At 71.9% G+C, this 16,966-nt stretch carries 16 protein-coding genes; 11 read left to right on the forward strand and 5 right to left on the reverse strand.

The window, feature by feature from the left end:
- Nucleotides 1-53: 53 nt before the first annotated feature.
- Complete coding sequence (locus AMK26_RS18115; protein WP_073755734.1) at nt 54-614, reverse strand: DUF5134 domain-containing protein; 561 nt, start codon at nt 612-614, stop codon at nt 54-56.
- A gap of 139 nt (nt 615-753) precedes the next feature.
- On the opposite strand from AMK26_RS18115, the gene AMK26_RS18120 reads away from it, so the two are divergent.
- Nucleotides 754-1,305 (forward strand): GNAT family N-acetyltransferase, encoded by a 552-nt coding sequence (locus AMK26_RS18120; protein WP_073755735.1) that lies wholly within the window; start codon nt 754-756, stop codon nt 1,303-1,305.
- A 47-nt stretch (nt 1,306-1,352) separates the two neighbouring features.
- On the opposite strand, the gene AMK26_RS18125 is transcribed toward AMK26_RS18120, so the two are convergent.
- From AMK26_RS18125 to AMK26_RS38360, 3 genes are all read right to left on the reverse strand, one after another.
- Nucleotides 1,353-4,055: an ATP-dependent Clp protease ATP-binding subunit gene (locus tag AMK26_RS18125; RefSeq protein ID WP_073755736.1), complete on the reverse strand. Its 2,703-nt coding sequence runs from the start codon at nt 4,053-4,055 to the stop codon at nt 1,353-1,355.
- A 174-nt stretch (nt 4,056-4,229) separates the two neighbouring features.
- Nucleotides 4,230-4,913: a glycerophosphodiester phosphodiesterase gene (locus tag AMK26_RS18130; protein WP_073756257.1), complete on the reverse strand. Its 684-nt coding sequence runs from the start codon at nt 4,911-4,913 to the stop codon at nt 4,230-4,232.
- Between the two features lie 66 nt (nt 4,914-4,979).
- A complete protein-coding gene (locus AMK26_RS38360; RefSeq protein ID WP_274536120.1) occupies nt 4,980-5,105 on the reverse strand; it encodes a hypothetical protein in 126 nt (41 codons plus the stop codon).
- 308 nt (nt 5,106-5,413) lie between these two features.
- Here AMK26_RS38360 and AMK26_RS18135 point away from each other — a divergent pair, with 308 nt between their 5' ends.
- The 4 genes from AMK26_RS18135 (at nt 5,414) to AMK26_RS18150 (ending at nt 9,370) form a co-directional block, all read left to right on the forward strand.
- The gene (locus AMK26_RS18135; RefSeq protein WP_073755737.1) at nt 5,414-6,853 is read left to right on the forward strand and encodes a DUF6421 family protein; all 1,440 of its coding nucleotides are present in this window, start codon (nt 5,414-5,416) and stop codon (nt 6,851-6,853) included.
- A gap of 26 nt (nt 6,854-6,879) precedes the next feature.
- Nucleotides 6,880-7,644 (forward strand): SDR family NAD(P)-dependent oxidoreductase, encoded by a 765-nt coding sequence (locus AMK26_RS18140; RefSeq protein WP_073755738.1) that lies wholly within the window; start codon nt 6,880-6,882, stop codon nt 7,642-7,644.
- The gene (locus AMK26_RS18145; RefSeq protein WP_241837951.1) at nt 7,623-8,717 is read left to right on the forward strand and encodes a threonine aldolase family protein; all 1,095 of its coding nucleotides are present in this window, start codon (nt 7,623-7,625) and stop codon (nt 8,715-8,717) included. The genes AMK26_RS18140 and AMK26_RS18145 overlap by 22 nt, the downstream gene beginning before the upstream one ends.
- Before the next feature lie 74 nt (nt 8,718-8,791).
- Complete coding sequence (locus AMK26_RS18150) at nt 8,792-9,370, forward strand: transglutaminase domain-containing protein (RefSeq protein ID WP_073755740.1); 579 nt, start codon at nt 8,792-8,794, stop codon at nt 9,368-9,370.
- A 181-nt stretch (nt 9,371-9,551) separates the two neighbouring features.
- Here the strand turns inward: AMK26_RS18150 and AMK26_RS18155 are convergent, their stop codons facing one another.
- Entirely contained in the window at nt 9,552-10,274 is a 723-nt protein-coding gene (locus AMK26_RS18155; protein ID WP_073755741.1) for a lysophospholipid acyltransferase family protein, read from the reverse strand.
- A 261-nt stretch (nt 10,275-10,535) separates the two neighbouring features.
- On the opposite strand from AMK26_RS18155, the gene AMK26_RS18160 reads away from it, so the two are divergent.
- The 6 genes from AMK26_RS18160 to AMK26_RS18185 all read left to right on the forward strand — a co-directional run bounded on the left by AMK26_RS18160 (nt 10,536) and on the right by AMK26_RS18185 (nt 16,962).
- Complete coding sequence (locus AMK26_RS18160; RefSeq protein WP_073755742.1) at nt 10,536-10,856, forward strand: TlpA family protein disulfide reductase; 321 nt, start codon at nt 10,536-10,538, stop codon at nt 10,854-10,856.
- Nucleotides 10,857-11,055: 199 nt separating this feature from the next.
- Entirely contained in the window at nt 11,056-11,616 is a 561-nt protein-coding gene (locus AMK26_RS18165) for a flavin reductase family protein (RefSeq protein WP_073755743.1), read from the forward strand.
- A gap of 201 nt (nt 11,617-11,817) precedes the next feature.
- Nucleotides 11,818-12,603 (forward strand): electron transfer flavoprotein subunit beta/FixA family protein, encoded by a 786-nt coding sequence (locus tag AMK26_RS18170; RefSeq protein ID WP_073755744.1) that lies wholly within the window; start codon nt 11,818-11,820, stop codon nt 12,601-12,603.
- A 104-nt stretch (nt 12,604-12,707) separates the two neighbouring features.
- Entirely contained in the window at nt 12,708-13,670 is a 963-nt protein-coding gene (locus tag AMK26_RS18175) for an electron transfer flavoprotein subunit alpha/FixB family protein (RefSeq protein ID WP_073755745.1), read from the forward strand.
- 154 nt (nt 13,671-13,824) lie between these two features.
- Nucleotides 13,825-15,114, forward strand: coding sequence for a DUF6986 family protein (locus AMK26_RS18180; protein ID WP_073755746.1), 1,290 nt, complete (start codon nt 13,825-13,827; stop codon nt 15,112-15,114).
- Nucleotides 15,115-15,198: 84 nt separating this feature from the next.
- Nucleotides 15,199-16,962, forward strand: coding sequence for a serine/threonine-protein kinase (locus tag AMK26_RS18185; RefSeq protein WP_073755747.1), 1,764 nt, complete (start codon nt 15,199-15,201; stop codon nt 16,960-16,962).
- Nucleotides 16,963-16,966: the final 4 nt, after the last annotated feature.

Genomic DNA, 16,966 nt, shown 5'->3' on the forward strand with positions numbered 1-16,966 from the left:
AAGTGACGCACACCACGGAATCCGAAGCACCCGCGCCACGGATTCCGCAGGGCTCACACGGCCACCAGCATCACCACCATCGCCAGCCCCATCGACACACGGCAGGCCAGAGCCACCTCCGGTCCCGCCCCCCGACCGCCGCCCCCCACCGGCCCGAACACCCCCGCACCCACCGGCACCAGCCGCAGGCCCGCCCGCAGGACGTACACGGTGTAGTACGCCAGCAGCAGCCCCGTCACCGGGGGCACCCCGCCCCCAGCCCCGTGCGCCGCGTGCGCCTCTGCGCCGCCCCCGTCCATCGCCACCGCCATGTAGACCATGGCCAGCGAGCCCACCAGGTGGTGCACATGGTGGCCGGCGCCCCGCCGGGCCGACCACAGCGCGCGTACCGACGCGGCGCCGAACACCACCGCGTACGCCGCCCACGCCCACTCCGGCGGCGCCACCGCTGCCGCGGGCACCGCCATCGCGGCCATCCCGAAACCCATCACCGCCTCGTCCACCGCCGCCCGGCGCTCGGCGCCGCCACAGCTCCTCATCCGCGCCAGGCAGTACGCACCGGCCGTCACGCACAGTGCCACCAGCAGCCAGCCGGACATCGCAGGTCCGTGCACGACGTACCTCCCCCTCGACGAGACGGCTCCTGGGACATGCCCGGACCGGCGAGGGTGCACGCGAGCGCAGGGGCGTACAGGGGGAGCGTGAACAGGGCGCGTTAGTCTCAGTGGCGGACCGCCAGCCTCAAGGAGAGCCATGGACACCGCAGCGCCCCGGAGCGCGGACGAACTGACCTACCGCGACGCCACCGAGGCCGACGTACCGGCGCTCGTCGAGCTGATCGAGTCGGCGTACCGGGGCGACTCCAGCCGGGCCGGCTGGACGACCGAGGCGGACATCCTCCAGGGGCAGCGCACGGACCCCGACGGCGTCCGCGAGGTCATCGCCACGCCCGGGTCCCGCCTCCTCGTCGTGGAGCGGGACGGCGAGCCGATCGCCTGCTGCCAGCTCGAACACCGGGGGGAGGCCGCGTACTTCGGGATGTTCGCGGTGCGTCCGGGCCTCCAGGGCGGGGGTCTCGGCCGGCGCGTCATGGCGGAGGCGGAGCGGCTCGCCGTCGCCGAGTGGGGCGTACGCGAGATGCACATGACGGTGATCTCGGTACGGGACGAGCTGATCGCCTGGTACGAGCGGCGCGGCTACCGCCGTACGGGACGGATGACGCCGTTCCCGTACGGCGACGAGCGCTTCGGCGTGCCGCAGCGCGCCGACCTCCAGTTCGAGCTGCTGGTCAAGGACCTGGCCTAGGAGGCGGGTTCTGGGCGTGTCCTGGGCGCGGGCCCAGAGCCCGGACCCTAGGCGGCGGGCGGTGGCCCGCCCAGTTCGTCTCCCACGGACGAGCCCGGCTCCCGCGGCGTCCCCGGCGGCCGGTCCATCGCTCCCGGCTTGCCCACCGTGCCGGCTCCGCCGGACGGCGCGCCCTGCCTGTCCGCCTCACGCGGCTCGTCCGTGTGGAACGCCAACCGGCCGTCGCCGACCGTGACGCGCACGTGCGCGCCCGCCGGCAGGCGGCCGTCCAGCAGCAGGCGGGACAGCCGGTTGTCGACCTCGCGCTGGATGGTCCGCCGCAGCGGGCGCGCCCCGTACTCCGGCTGGTGGCCGCGCTGCGCGATCCAGTCCACGGCGTCCGGGTCGAACTCGACCGTGATGTGCTGGGCGCGCATCCGCCGCCGTGTCTCCTCCAGCAGCAGATCGGTGATCCGGCGCAGCTGGTCCTCGTCGAGGCGCCGGAAGATGACGATCTCGTCGATACGGTTGAGGAACTCGGGGCGGAAGTGCTCGCGCAGCGGCCGCAGCGCCCGCTCCCGCATGGCCTCGTCCTCCGCACCGCCGCCCGTGGCGCCGAAGCCGACCAGGCCACGGCCGGTGCCGATCGCCTCCGAGCCCAGGTTGCTGGTCATCACGATGACCGTGTTCTTGAAGTCGACCGTACGGCCCTGCGAGTCGGTCAGCCGCCCGTCGTCCAGCACCTGGAGCAGGATGTTGAACACGTCCGGGTGGGCCTTTTCCACCTCGTCCAGCAGGAGCAGCGAGTACGGGTGACGGCGCACCGCCTCCGTGAGCTGCCCGGCCTCCTCGTGCCCCACGTACCCGGGCGGGGCACCGACCAGCCGGCTGACGGTGTGCCGCTCCTGGAACTCGCTCATGTCCAGGCGCACCATCCGCTCGTCGCTGCCGAACAGCGCGTCCGCCAGCGCCCGCGCCAGCTCCGTCTTGCCCACACCGGTCGGGCCGAGGAACAGGAAGCTGCCGATCGGGCGCCGTGGGTCGGCGAGGCCCGCGCGGGAGCGCAGCACCGCCTCGGAGACGGCCGTCACGGCCTCGTCCTGGCCGATCACCCGCTGCCGCAGGTGCTCCTCCAGGCCCAGGAGCCGGTCCTTCTCCTCCTGGGTGAGGCTGCTGACCGGGATGCCGGTCTGCCTGCTGACGACCTCCGCGATGTCCTCCGCCGTGACCTCGACGGCCGGCCCGTCACCGGCCGGCTGTGCGACGCGCCCCGCCTTGATCCGCTCGGTGACCTCCTGGATGCGGTCGCGCAGCTCCATCGCCTTCTCGTACTGCTCGGCGGCCACCGCCTGGTCCTTGTCCCGGGCCAGCTGCTCGGCCTGCCGCTCCAGCGCCCGTACGTCGGTGTTCGTGTGCGTACGCAGCCGCACCCGGGCGCCCGCCTGGTCGATCAGGTCGATGGCCTTGTCGGGCAGGAACCGCTCGGTGAGGTACCGGTCGGACAGCTCGACGGCTGCCAGCAGCGCCTCGTCGGTGTAGCGGACCTGGTGGTGGGCCTCGTAGCGGTCCTGCAGGCCGCGCAGGATCTCCAGCGCGTCCTCCGGGCTCGGCTCGGGAACCAGGATCGGCTGGAACCGGCGGGCCAGCGCCGCGTCCTTCTCGATGTAGCGGCGGTACTCCTCCATGGTCGTCGCGCCGATGACGTGCAGCTCGCCCCGGGCGAGCGCGGGCTTGAGCATGTTGCCCGCGTCCATGGAGCCGCTGTCGCCGCCGCCGCTGCCCGCGCCCGCGCCGACGACCGTGTGCAGCTCGTCGATGAAGACGATCAGCTCGCCGGAGTGGGAGCGGATCTCCTCGATGATGTTGTTCAGCCGCTCCTCGAAGTCGCCCCGGTAGCGGGTGCCGGCGACGACGCCGGACAGGTCCAGCGCGATCACCCGGCGGTCGCGCAGCGTGTCGGGCACGTCGTGCTCGGCGATGCGCTGGGCCAGACCCTCGACGATGGCCGTCTTGCCGACACCGGCGTCACCGATCAGTACGGGGTTGTTCTTGCCGCGCCGGGACAGCACCTCCACGGTCTGCTCGATCTCCAGGTCCCGGCCGATCACCGGGTCGATACGGCCCGCCTTGGCCATGTCGGTCAGGTCGCGGCCGTACTTGTCCAGCGTCGGGGTGCCGCGCTGGGGCGCGGGCCGCTGGTCGGCCTCGCCCACCCACGGGCCCTGCCCGCCACGCCCGGCGCCGGAGCCCTGCACGGAGCCCGGGTCGAACTTGGCCGCGTTCAGGATCCGCCCCGCCGCCGAATCCGGATTGGAGGCGAGCGCCGCGAGCACGTGCTCGGGACCGATGTACGACGCGCCCGTGTGCCGCGCCAGGTCGTGGGCGTCGAGCAGTGCCCGCTTGACGGCGGGCGTGACGGCGATCCGGGACTGCGGCGGGCCTTCGCCCGCCGTGCGGTCGATCTCCTCGGCCAGGGCGTCCGGATCGGCGCCCGCGCGGGCGATCAGGTCACGGGTGGGCTCGGTGGCCAGAGCCGCCCGCAACAGATGCTCGGTCTCCAGGTCCGTGCTGCCGTGTTCGGCCGCGTACGAGGCGGCGTCGCCGACCATCCGGCGCGCGGGCTCGCTCATCAGGCGCCCTATGTCGATGTACCGGGGGATGGGCCGCCCACCCGCGGGTGACGATCCCGCCCCACTCCCGAAGAAGCGGGCCAGAAACTCGCTGAACGGGTCGGAGCCGTAACCCTCCGGACCCATGAAACCGCTGCTCATATGCGTCCGTTCCGGTGTCCGGGAATGGCCGGGACACGCTGTACGAGAAGACCTGCTGGATCCAGGTCGCGGGTTCCCGGGCGCATTCCGGTTACACCTGTGACGAACGGGACGCACCGGCTCCGCCCGGCGCGGAGGGCCGGGCGGAGCCGAGCCGGCGGAGAACCGGGTCCGTCAGGCCGTGAAACGGCCCGTACGCCGGATCTCGGGGTGATCCGTGGTCGCGCCGTCCAGCTCCAGGGCGCGTACGAGCCGCAGGTGCTGGGGCGTGTTGACCACCCAGCCGATGACCCGCAGCCCCGCCGCGCGCGCCCGCTCCGTGGTCTCCAGGGTGAGCCGGCGGATGTTCAGCGCGAGCGTGGCGGCGCCCACGGCGCGCGCCCGCGCCACGATGTCGTCGCCCCAGTGGCTGGCGATGAGCACCGTCCGCACCCCCGGTACCAGCCGGGCGATCTCGGCGACCGCCTCGTCGTGGAAGGACGACACCTCCACCCGGCCGACCAGGCCGCGCCGGTGCATCACCTCGGCCAGCGCCCGCGCGGCCGCCACGTCCTTGATCTCCGCCTGGAGCGGTGCCCGTACCGCGTCCAGTACCTCCTCGAACACCGGGATGCGCTCGCCGAGCCCGGCGTCGAGCTCCCGCAGCTCGGCGAGGGTCTTGTCGGCGATGGGCCCGGTGCCGTCGGTCGTCCGGTCCACGTCGGCGTCGTGCATGACGACGAGCGCGCCGTCCTTGCTCAGGTGCAGGTCCAGTTCGATGACGTCCATGCCCGCGTGCTCCGCGCGGACGAAGGACCGCAGGGTGTTCTCCGGTTCGACACCCATGACTCCGCGATGACCGATGGTGAGGAAACTCAAGATCTTCTCGCTTCCGTCGACGGCGGTTGCCGCGCGGTGCCGTGCCACCCGCGGCACCGTCGCAGCCTAACGATCCGTGCCCGATACGGAACCCGTCCCGCGCGGGGAAGGGGAGTGATCCGGCCCGGGCGCGGCGATGCCCAGGACGAAGCCGGTGAGGAGGGCGGCGACCAGGACGGCACGGATGCTCATGGCGTACGGCTCCGGGAGGATCGGAGGAAGAAGGAGGCATCCCGTCCGTCGTACCGGGGCCGCTCGGCGTGCCGCGAGCGCTTTCACCCGTGCGTGGGCGTGGCGTCGAGGTGTTGACGGAGGCGTACGCGCCCGCTGCGGACTGACGGCGTCGCTCGGTGGATGCCGCTGCATCACTCACCTTGGACAGGAAAAACAGCGGCCAGAGTGGGGGGTCGGCAGGATAATTTCTTCCTTCTCCCCTTGTGGCGGAGAACCACCCATGGATACGGTGCCTTGACGCGAGGTTCTCCCGTGGAGGAAGTGTGATGACGGAAATTCTTGTGCAGGACGTTGCCGGCGGGGACGTGTCCGCCGACGCCAGGCAGGACGCCAGGGTGATCGAGCACCCGGCGTGGCCGGAGCTCAAGAATGCCGTGGAAGAGATCCGCCCCTGGCAGTCGGCGGACGGTTCCATCGACTTCGACGCCGAGGGCGCGCCCTCCCGGGCGGCCGTCGACACCACCCTCGACCGGGTCGTCGCCGCCGTCGAGCAGCTCTCCCCGCTGCTCCCGCACGACACCGCGTACCACCAGGCGCTCGTCGCCGACCTGCGCAAGTGGGCCGGCAGCGGCTTCGCCGTGCCGGACTTCCTGGACTCGCTGCTGGCCTTCCAGCCCGCCGCCAACCGGGTCGACGGCCTCCAGCACCTGGTGCTGTTCCCGATGTACACGCAGAACGGCAACCCGGACCGCAACCTGGAAGCGGTCGTGCTGCGCATGGTCTGGCCGGAGTGGCTCGCCGAGCTGGAGGCCACCCGCTACGACAACCCGCTCTTCTGCGGCATCACGTTCGAGGACTTCACCTCCGGCTACGACACCAACTCGGCCGTCCTCTTCCCCGAGACCATCGCCGTCCGCGAGGCCCCCGAGCGCTTCAGCTGGGGCGGCATCTTCTGCGACCGCGAGGCCGCCCGCTTCCGCCGCGTCACCGAGGCGGCCGTGGACATCCTGGGCGTCGACCTGCCGGACGACATCCGCGAGATGCTCGGCGACCAGGAGCGCTGCGAGAAGGCCTTCGTGCTGTGGGACATGGTCCACGACCGCACCCACAGCCACGGCGACCTGCCGTTCGACCCCTTCATGATCAAGCAGCGCCAGCCGTTCTGGATGTACGGCCTGGAGGAGCTGCGCTGCGACCTCACCGCCTTCAAGGAGGCCGTGAAGCTGGAGGCCGAGGGCAACCCGCACGGCCGCGACGTCCAGTACGCCGTGCTGTTCGACCGGATGTTCCGCTTCCCGGTCACCGGCGACCGCAACCGCAACTACGACGGCCTCGGCGGCCAGCTCCTCTTCGCGTACCTCCACAAGCACGACGTACTGCGCTGGACCGACAACACGCTCAAGATCGACTGGGAGCGCGCCCCGCACGTCACCAACGAGCTGTGCGGCGAGATCGAGAAGCTGTACCGCGACGGCATCGACCGCCCCAAGCTGGTCCACTGGTTCGCCGCGTACGACCTGGTCTCCACCTACCTCGCCCCGCACCCCGGCTCCCGCTGGGCCAAGGGCCCCGACGCCCTGGACCTGAGCCTGCCGCCGCGCAAGCTGGTCGACGACGTGCTTCCGGACGAGTTTCCGCTGAGCATGTTCTATGAGGCCCTCTCCAAGAAGCTGAAGAATGTGATTGCCTCCACCAAGGGCATCACCGCCAAGGGCATCACCGCCGACAAGGCCGGCGAGAAGGCCACCGAGAGGGTCGCCGCGTGAGCTCTCGTACGGAGGAGACGACGACCATGAACGGCAAGGGCAACGGAAACGGCGGCCCGCTCGAGGGCGCCGTCGTCGCGGTGGCCGGAGCGGCGGGCGCGGCCGGCCGCGCCGCCCTGCTGCGGCTCGCGGAGGCCGGCGCGACCGTGGTCGCCTCCGACGCGGACCCCGCGCGGCTCGCCGAGGCGGTCGACGCCGCCCGGTACGCGCACGGCGGGGCGACCGTCATCGGCGACACCGTCGACCTGCTCGACCTCGGCGCGGCCCGTGAGTGGGCCGACAAGACCGAGAAGGAGTTCGGCCGGGTGGACGGCCTGGTCCACCTGGTCGGCGGCTGGCGCGGCAGCGCCACCTTCGCCGAGACCGACCTCGCCGACTGGACCCTGCTGGAGAAGCTGCTGATCCGTACGGTCCAGCACACCTCGCTCGCCTTCCACGACGGTCTGCTGCGCAGCGACCGCGGCCGCTACGTGCTGGTCAGCGCGGCGGGCGCCAGCAAGCCCACCGCCGGGAACGCCGCGTACGCCGCCTCCAAGGCTGCGGCCGAGGCGTGGACGCTCGCGCTCGGCGACGCCTTCCGCAAGGCGGGCGGCGAGGAGGGGCCGAAGGCCGCGGCTACGATCCTGATCGTGAAGGCTCTGGTGCACGACGCCATGCGCGCCGAGCGCCCGAACGCGAAGTTCGCGGGCTTCACGGACGTCAAGGATCTGGCCGACGAGATCGCCGGCGTCTGGGACAAGCCCGCCCCGGAAGTGAATGGACAGCGCCTGTGGCTGACCCCCAAGCCGTGACACCCGGCACCACCCGTACAGACGCGCGGCGCCGTCACGACCCGACCGTACGGGGCTTCGCCAGCGACAACTACGCGGGCGCCCACCCCGAGATCCTCGCCGCCCTCGCCCTCGCCAACGGCGGCCACCAGGTCGCCTACGGCGAGGACGTGTACACCGAGCACCTCCAGCGGGTGATGCACAGCCACTTCGGCCCGACGGCCGAGGCGTTCCCGGTGTTCAACGGCACCGGCGCCAACGTCACCGCCCTCCAGGCGCTCACCGACCGCTGGGGCGCGGTCATCTGTGCCGAGTCCGCGCACATCAACGTGGACGAGGGCGGGGCCCCCGAGCGCATGGCCGGGCTGAAGCTGCTGACCGTCCCCACCCCGGACGGCAAGCTGACGCCCGAGCTCATCGACCGGCAGGCGTACGGCTGGGAGGACGAGCACCGCGCCATGCCGCAGGTGGTCTCGATCACCCAGAACACCGAACTGGGCACCGTCTACACGGTCGACGAGATCCGCGCCGTCGTCGAGCACGCGCACGGCCTGGGCATGAAGGTGCACCTCGACGGCGCCCGGATAGCCAACGCGGCCGCCTCGCTGAACGTCCCGATGCGGGCGTTCACCAACGCGGTCGGCGTGGACGTGCTGTCGTTCGGCGGGACGAAGAACGGCATGCTCTTCGGCGAGTGCGTGGTCGTGCTCAACCCGGACGCGGCGAAGTACATGAAGCACCTGCGCAAGATGTCCATGCAGCTCGCCTCCAAGATGCGTTTCGTCTCGGTGCAGTTCGAGGCGCTGCTCGCGAAGGACCTGTGGCTGCGCAACGCCCGGCACGCCAACGCGATGGCGCAGCGGCTCGCGGAGGGCGTGCGCGCCGTGGACGGCGTGGAGATCCTCTACCCGGTCCAGGCGAACGCGGTCTTCGCGCGGCTGCCGCACGAGGTGACCCGGCGGTTGCAGGAGCGGTTCCGGTTCTACTTCTGGGACGAGGCGGCCGGAGATGTGCGCTGGATGTGCTCCTTCGACACCACGGAGGACGACGTGGACGCGTTCGTCCTGGCGCTGAAGGAAGAGATGGCGCACTGACTGTGCCTGCATAGGTATGCGGTCGACTGGAAATCGATTGACTCCGGTCGGCCGCTTTCCTATGGTCAACGCTCATGGAACTGATCCAGCAAGTCCCTGAACTCTCCGCATATCTGGCGGCAGATGAGGTCATCGACCATGAGCACCCGCGTGTCCGTGAGGTCGTGAACCGGCTCGCTGCCGAGCATGGTGACGCATACTCATACGCGAAAGCCGCCTTCGAGTTCGTCCGCGACACCATTCCGCACTCGATGGACGCCGACGATCCACGCGTCACCTGGCGCGCCTCCGACGTACTGGAGCAGCGCACCGGGATCTGCTACGCCAAGGCTCACGCGCTGGCGGCGCTGCTGCGCGCCCGGTCCATCCCCACCGCCCTGTGCTACCAGCGGTTCGAGGTGGTGCACGGCCTGGTCGCGGTGAAGTTGCCGGGTTGGGACCGGTGGGTGCGGCAGGATCCGCGCGGCAATGGGCCGGGCGTGGACGCCCGGTTCAGGGCCGACCGTGAGCAGTTGGCGTTCACCGTACGGCCCGAGTGCGATGAGGCGGACCACCCGGTGCTGTACGCCGCGCCGCATCCGGCGTGCCTGGGCGCCCTGAAGGCCGCCCGGGACCGGCCCCACCTGGACAAGACGCTCCCCACGGACCTGTAGCCCGTTAACGGCGGCCCGCGCCTCGCCGAGCGCGGCCCCGCACGACGACCTGCAGGGCCCCGTCCGGGACGGCGCCGGGGGCACGCGGGGCGCGCCCGGGCCGGGGGCGTGGTGGCGCGCCCCGGGCGGGGGCCGTGGCCCGGTCAGGAACCGGGGTGCCGGTCAGGAACCGGGGTGCCGGTCAGCCCGCTTCGCGGACCTGGGCCGGGGTCGGGGCGGTGCCGCCGAGGTGCGCCGGGACCCACCAGGTGTCGCTCGCGTCCTTGGGGCGTACGGGGTAGGCGCGCTGCGCCGCTTCGAGCAGCTCCTGCACCCGCTCGCGCAGCCGCCGGGTGATCGCGCCCGCGTACTGGTCGGTCGGCGCCTCCATCGGCTCGCCCACCCGGATCGTCACGGGGATGTGGCTGCGCTTGAAGTTGCGCGGCCGACCCTTGGTCCACAGCCGCTGGGTGCCCCACAGGGCCATCGGGATCAGCGGTACGCCGGCCTCCTGCGCCAGGCGCGCGGCGCCCGACTTGAAGCTCTTGAGCGTGAACGACTGCGAGATGGTCGCCTCGGGGAAGACCCCGATGATCTCGCCCGCTCGCAGGGACGCCAGGGCGTGGTGGTAGGCCGCCTCGCCCTGCTCGCGGTCGACCGGGATGTGCTTCATACCGCGCATCAGCGGACCGGAGATCTTGTGCCGGAACACCGAGTCCTTGGCCATGAACCGCACCAGGCGCTTCTGCGGCAACGCCGCCAGGCCGGAGAAGATGAAGTCCAGATAGCTGATGTGGTTGCTGACCAGCACAGCCCCGCCGGTGCGCGGGATGTTCTCCGAACCCTGAGTGTCGATCTTCAGGTCGAGCGCCTTGAACATCGTGAGGGCGGCGCCGATGACCGGCCGATAGACGAGTTCTGCCATCTGGAAGAAGACCCTTCTTCAATCCCTGGGGAGGGTTCTCCCGCAGAAGTTACGCAGCCGTAGGTATCCGGCATTGGGCCGATCGTGCACCATGTGCGCCGTACAGGCCAGTCCTGACGACTCCGGACAGCGAGATTCTCATCACGTCAGGTCCGCCGACGAGGCGTTTCGAGGGCGTGCCGGGAATCTCGCGCGCCCCCGGCGCGCTGCACCGGACGGCGTCATCACGGAAGAGAACGCGGGAGAGAACGGGAGGCCGGAGTGCAGGTGCACGGAAGAGCGCTCGGTGCGGGCGAGCTGGGTGCCCAGCTGGGCGAGCGGGCGACGCTCGTGCAGTTCTCCAGCGCCTTCTGCCAGCCGTGCCGCGCGACCAGGCGCACCCTGGCGGAGGTCGCGGCGATGGTCGACGGCGTGGCCCACGTCGAGATCGACGCCGAGCTCCACCTCGGCCTCGTACGCGAGCTGGAGATCGTGAAGACCCCCACCGTGCTGGTGCTCGACCGCGAGGGCCGGATCATCCGCAAGGCGGTCGGACAGCCCCGCAAGGCCGACGTGATCGTCGCACTCGGACACGCCATGTGACGAGCCGTGACGCATCTCCCACTTCCCCTGACGGCCTTGACTGTGCATGCCATCCCTCGTCAGGCTGGCGCCGTGCCCAAGGAACTCCTTCTTCATGGGCGGGCCCGTGCCGACCTGGCCCGCGACGCGAGCGCGCGCTGTCCGGGTGTCTGAGCAGCCACGGATCACCTCCCCGCGCCATCCGCAGAAGGACCCTTCCATGACGGTCTCGCCCGACCTCGCCACTTCCCGTGCCGCCGGGGCTTCCCGTGCCGTCGCGGCTTCCCCGGCCGCCGGAGCCTCCCGGCCCGCCACGCCCGACCTCCTCCGCTGCGTCTTCCGGCGGCACGCGGCGGGCGTCGCCGTGATCACCGCACAGGGGGAGCGGCCCGTCGGCTTCACCGCCACCTCACTCACCTCGGTCTCCGCCGAACCCCCGATGATCTCGTTCGGCGTAGGGACCTCCTCCTCCAGCTGGCCGGTCCTCGCCGAGGCCGAGCACGTCGGCGTCCACATCCTCGGCGAGCATCAGCGGGACCTGGCGGCCACCTTCGCCCGCAGCGGCGCGGACCGCTTCGGCGCGCCGACCCGCTGGCGTGCGGGCCCGGAGGGCGTACCGGTGCTCGAGGGCGTACTCGCCTGGCTGGTGTGCCGGGTCGTGGCCCGCGTCCCGGCCGGTGACCACCGCCTCATGGTGGCCGAGGTCGTCGCCGGTGACCCGGACGGCGCGGGCCGTCCGCTGCTGTACCACGAGGGGCGCTTCAACGCTCTGCGCGACTGAGCCGGCGGCCGGCAGATTCCGGTTACGGAGCGTTGGCAAGGTCACAGTTCAAAGCGCTTGCTTACCGGGAAAGCAATGGGTGTACTGACGAGTAATATTTCGTGAGGGGCGTCCACCGCCCCAAGCGGAAACCGTCCCATCAGGCGCCTATGCTGCGTGCAACAAGGCAGCCCAGTTATGACGATGTGTAGGAGAGCCGGCGTGAGCTTGAGGATCGTTGTCTGTGTGAAGTACGTGCCCGACGCCACCGGCGACCGGCACTTCGCCGATGACCTGACCGTCGACCGCGACGACGTCGACGGCCTGCTGTCGGAGCTGGACGAGTACGCGGTCGAGCAGGCGCTGCAGATCGCCGACGACGCCGACGACGCGGAGATCACCGTGCTGACCGTCGGCCCCGAGGACGCCAAGGACGCGCTGCGCAAGGCGCTGTCCATGGGCGCGGACAAGGCCGTCCACGTCGAGGACGACGACCTGCACGGCTCGGACGTCATGGCCACCTCGCTGGTGCTCGCCAAGGCCATCGAGAAGACCGGTTACGACCTGGTCATCTGCGGCATGGCGTCCACCGACGGCACCATGGGCGTCCTGCCTGCGATCCTCGCCGAGCGCCTGGGCGTCCCGCAGGTCACCCTCCTGTCGGAGGTCTCCGTCGAGGACGGCACCGTCAAGGGCCGCCGTGACGGCGACACCGCGTCCGAGGCGCTGGAGGCGTCCCTGCCGGCCGTCGTGTCCGTGACGGACCAGTCGGGCGAGGCCCGCTACCCGTCCTTCAAGGGCATCATGGCCGCCAAGAAGAAGCCGGTGGAGTCCCTGGACCTGGACGACCTGGACATCGAGGCCGACGAGGTCGGCCTCGAGGGCTCCTGGACCAAGGTCGACTCGGCGGCGGAGCGTCCGGCCCGCACGGCCGGCACGATCGTCAAGGACGAGGGCGAGGGCGGCAAGCAGCTGGCCGAGTTCCTCGCGAGCCAGAAGTTCATCTAGTTGCCGGGGGTCCGGGGGTCGCCCCCCGGGCCGGCACAGCATCTGAGGCTCGCGCGAGCCACTCACCGCCCCAGACTCTTCGCATCGCAGGAGATTGAAGTCCCATGGCTGAAGTTCTCGTCTACGTCGACCACGTGGACGGCGCCGTCCGCAAGCCCACCCTGGAGCTGCTGACCCTCGCCCGCCGCATCGGCGAGCCGGTCGCCGTCGCCCTCGGCTCCGGCGCGGAGGCCACCGCCGCCACGCTCGCCGAGCACGGCGCCGTGAAGGTGCTCACCGCCGACGCCCCGGAGTTCGGCGACTACCTCGTCGTACCGAAGGTGGACGCGCTCCAGGCCGCGTACGAGGCCGTCTCCCCGGCCGCCGTGCTCGTGCCGTCCTCCGCCGAGGGCAAGGAGATCGCCGCCCGCCTGGCGGTCCGCATCGGCTCCGGCATCATCACCGACGCCGTCGACCTCGAGGCCGGCGACGAGGGCCCGGTGGCCACGCAGTCCGCGTTCGCCGCCTCCTTCACCACCAAGTCCCGGGTGTCCAAGGGCACCCCGGTCATCACGGTCAAGCCGAACTCGGCCCCCGTGGAGGCCGCCCCGGCCGCGGGCGCCGTCGAGGCCCTGTCCGTCTCGTTCTCCGAGAAGGCCACCGGCACCAAGGTCGTCTCCCGCACGCCGCGCGAGTCGACCGGCCGCCCCGAGCTGACCGAGGCCGCGATCGTGGTCTCCGGCGGCCGCGGTGTCAACGGCGCCGAGAACTTCGCGATCATCGAGGCCCTCGCCGACTCCCTCGGTGCCGCCGTCGGCGCCTCGCGCGCCGCCGTGGACGCCGGCTGGTACCCGCACTCCAACCAGGTCGGCCAGACCGGCAAGTCGGTCTCCCCGCAGCTGTACATCGCCTCCGGCATCTCCGGCGCGATCCAGCACCGCGCGGGCATGCAGACCTCGAAGACCATCGTGGCCATCAACAAGGACGCCGAGGCCCCGATCTTCGACCTGGTCGACTACGGCGTGGTCGGCGACCTCTTCCAGGTCGTCCCGCAGCTGACCCAGGAGATCCAGTCCCGCAAGGGCTGACCTGCGGCATCTCTGACGGCTTCGGGGCCGCGCGGTGAACTCCACCGCGCGGCCCCGCGCCGTTGGAGTGACCATTGACGCATGTCACGACCACCCATTAACTTCACCATACGGATTGTTGATTCCGTGTAGTGGAAACCTGGAGGGTGTGGGAATGGGTCAGCAGGAGAAGGTGGCAACGAGCCTCGCCGGCGCGGTCAGCGAGGGCATCAGCGCCTCCCTCGTCTCGGTCGACGAGGAGCTCGCGCGCCGCTACCCGGGCGACCCCGGCACCCGTCAGCCGGTCCACACGGTGTACGTGCCCGGTGACGCCTTCGACGCCGGAACCATCCGCTCCTGGGGCGACCAGGCCCTCGCCATGCTCGACGAGCACGCCCCCGACGCCGCCTCCCTCGCCGCCGTCCTCGGCCTGCCGGAGTCGCTCGCCGACGACGTCCACGCGCGCGTGCGGGCCAAGCTGGAGCGCGAGCCCATCGAGGACCTCCGCGTCGACTTCGAGGACGGCTACGGCGGCAAGGACGAGGACACCGACGCCGCCCGCGCCGCCCGCCTTATCTCCGAGGCGTACGAGAAGGGCACGGCCGCCCCGTACATGGGCATCCGCATGAAGTGCATGGAGGCCGCCGTACGCGACCGGGGCATCCGCACCACCGACATCTTCCTCACCGGCCTCATGGAGGCCGGCGGCCTGCCCGACGGCCTCGTCCTCACCCTCCCCAAGGTCACCTACGCCGAGCAGGTCAGCGCCTTCGTACGGCTCCTGGAGGCCTTCGAGAAGGCCCACGGCCTCGACGCCGGCCGCCTCGGCTTCGAGATCCAGATCGAGACCAGCCAGGCCATCCTCGCGCCCGACGGCACCGCCACCGTCGCCCGCATGATCGACGCCGCCGAGGGCCGCGCCACCGGCCTGCACTACGGCACCTTCGACTACAGCGCCTGCCTGGGCGTCTCCGCCGCCTACCAGGCCAGCGACCACCCGGCCGCCGACCACGCCAAGGCGATCATGCAGGTCGCCGCCGCCGGCACCGGCGTACGCGTCTCCGACGGCTCCACCAACGTCCTGCCGGTCGGCACCACCGAGAAGGTCCACGACGCCTGGCGCCTGCACTACGGCCTCACCCGCCGTGCCCTGGCCCGCGCCTACTACCAGGGCTGGGACATGCACCCGGGCCACCTGCCGACCCGGTACGCCGCCGTCTTCGCCTTCTACCGCGAGGGCTTCGAGCAGGCCGCCGCGCGCCTGGCCGCGTACGCCAACCACGCCGGCGGCGACGTCATGGACGAGCCCGCCACCGCCAAGGCGCTCAGCTCCTACCTGCTGCGTGGCATCGACTGCGGCGCCCTCGACACCGACGAGGTCGCCCGCCTCACCGGACTGACCCGCGCGGACCTCGACGGCTTCGCCGCCCCGCGCCGCGGTGACCTGACGGCCACCGCCCAATAAGCCCAGCGCCTGCGGGCGCTGTCACAGCTGCCCCGTACTCTGTACGCGTTCGGACGGGAACACGACACAGGGAACGGGGCAGCGGTGTCTTCGGGGGAGAACGAACTGATCGCCGGGCGCTACCGGGTGACCCGGCAGCTCGGGCGCGGCGGCATGGGCGTCGTCTGGCGCGCCGTCGACGAGGTGCTCGGCCGCGAGGTGGCCCTCAAGGAGCTCCGTACGTACACGGATTCCTCCGGCCACGAACTGGCCGACCTCCGGCTGCGGATGCAGCGCGAGGCGCGGGCCGCCGCGCGCGTGCGCCACCCCGGGGTCATCTCCGTCCACGACGTCACCGACCACCAGGGCCGCCCGGTCATCGTCATGGAGTTCATCGACGGGCCCTCCCTCGACGACGTCCTCGGTGAACGCGGCGTCATGGACCCGCGCGAGGCCGCCGCCATCGGCGCCAAGGTGCTGGAGGCGCTCGACGCCGCGCACGCGGTCGGCGTCCTCCACCGCGACGTCAAGCCCGGCAACGTGCTGCTGGACCGCGGGGGCCGGGTCGTCCTCACCGACTTCGGCATCGCCGCCATGGACGACCCCGGTGACGGCTCGACCACCCACCTCACGCGCAGCGGCGAGATCGTCGGCTCGCTCGACTACCTGGCGCCCGAGCGGGCGCAGGGCCAGGAGCCGGGCCCGGCGTCCGACATCTGGGCGCTGGGCGCCACGCTGTACGCGGCGGTCGAGGGCACCTCGCCCTTCCGGCGGACGTCGACGTGGTCGACGCTCACCGCGATCGTCGCCGACCCGCTGCCCGAACCGCGGCGGGCGGGCGCCCTCGGGCCCGTACTGCGGCAGCTGATGGACAAGGACCCGGCGCGGCGGCCGGACGCGGCGAGCGCGGCGCGGCTGCTGGCGGCGGTCGCGGAGGGGCGTGAGCCCGGGCCCGCGAGCGCGGCTCCCGGCTACGTACCGACCGAGCGGACCGCCCTGCCGCACCAGCCGCAGGGCTTCGGCCCGGCGGCGCCGGCTGCTTCGGGTGCTCCTGCGGCTCCTACGGCTCCTGCGGCTCCTGCGGCCCCGCCGGTCCATACGGCTCCCGGGGCCCGCGCGGGGCGGCGCAAGAGCCGCGCCAGGGTCCTCGTCGCGGTGGCGGCGGTGGCTGTTCTGCTGGCCGGGGGAGGCGTGACGTACGCCTTCATGGACGGCGACAAGGCGCCGGCCGGTCAGGAACTGGCAGGCGGGCAGGCCGACCGCAGCGGGAGCCCGGAGCCGGGCCGCCCGCTCATCCCCGCCCCCTCCGCGACACAGGCGACGCCCGCCGCCAAGCCGTCCGCCTCCGAGCCGGCGCCTGAGAAGTCCTCCGCGGCGGCGGACAAGCCGCGCGCCTCCGCCCCGGCCGCCGGCGGTGGCACGGACGGAGGCGCTACGGCCGGAACCGGCGGCGCATCGGGGACGACGGGATCGGGTTCCGGACCGGGATCGAGCTCCGGCTCCGGCTCCGGGTCGGGCTCCACCGGCGGCGGTTCCGGTACGGGCGGCGGCTCGGCGACGACGACCGGTGGCGGGGGCGAGCCCGCGCCCGTCTGCCACTCCATAGGCGGCGGCAAGTACAACTGCCAGGTCTGGCGCACCGCGAAGTCCTACCGGGCCGACGGCAGCGAGGCCGGCGTCCTCAACGCGGGCACCAACTACTTCTACTGCCAGGCGAACCTCGGCCGCCGCGAGACGCACGGCGAGTGGACCAACGTCTGGTGGGCCAGGACCGACGACGACAGCGGCAACACCGGCGTGTACGTCAGCGACGTCTACATCCAGGGCGGCGACAACGACCAGCCGGTGCCAGGGCTGCCGGTGTGCTGACCCC

Source organism: Streptomyces sp. CB03234 (genome assembly GCF_001905885.1).
Lineage (GTDB): Bacteria > Actinomycetota > Actinomycetes > Streptomycetales > Streptomycetaceae > Streptomyces.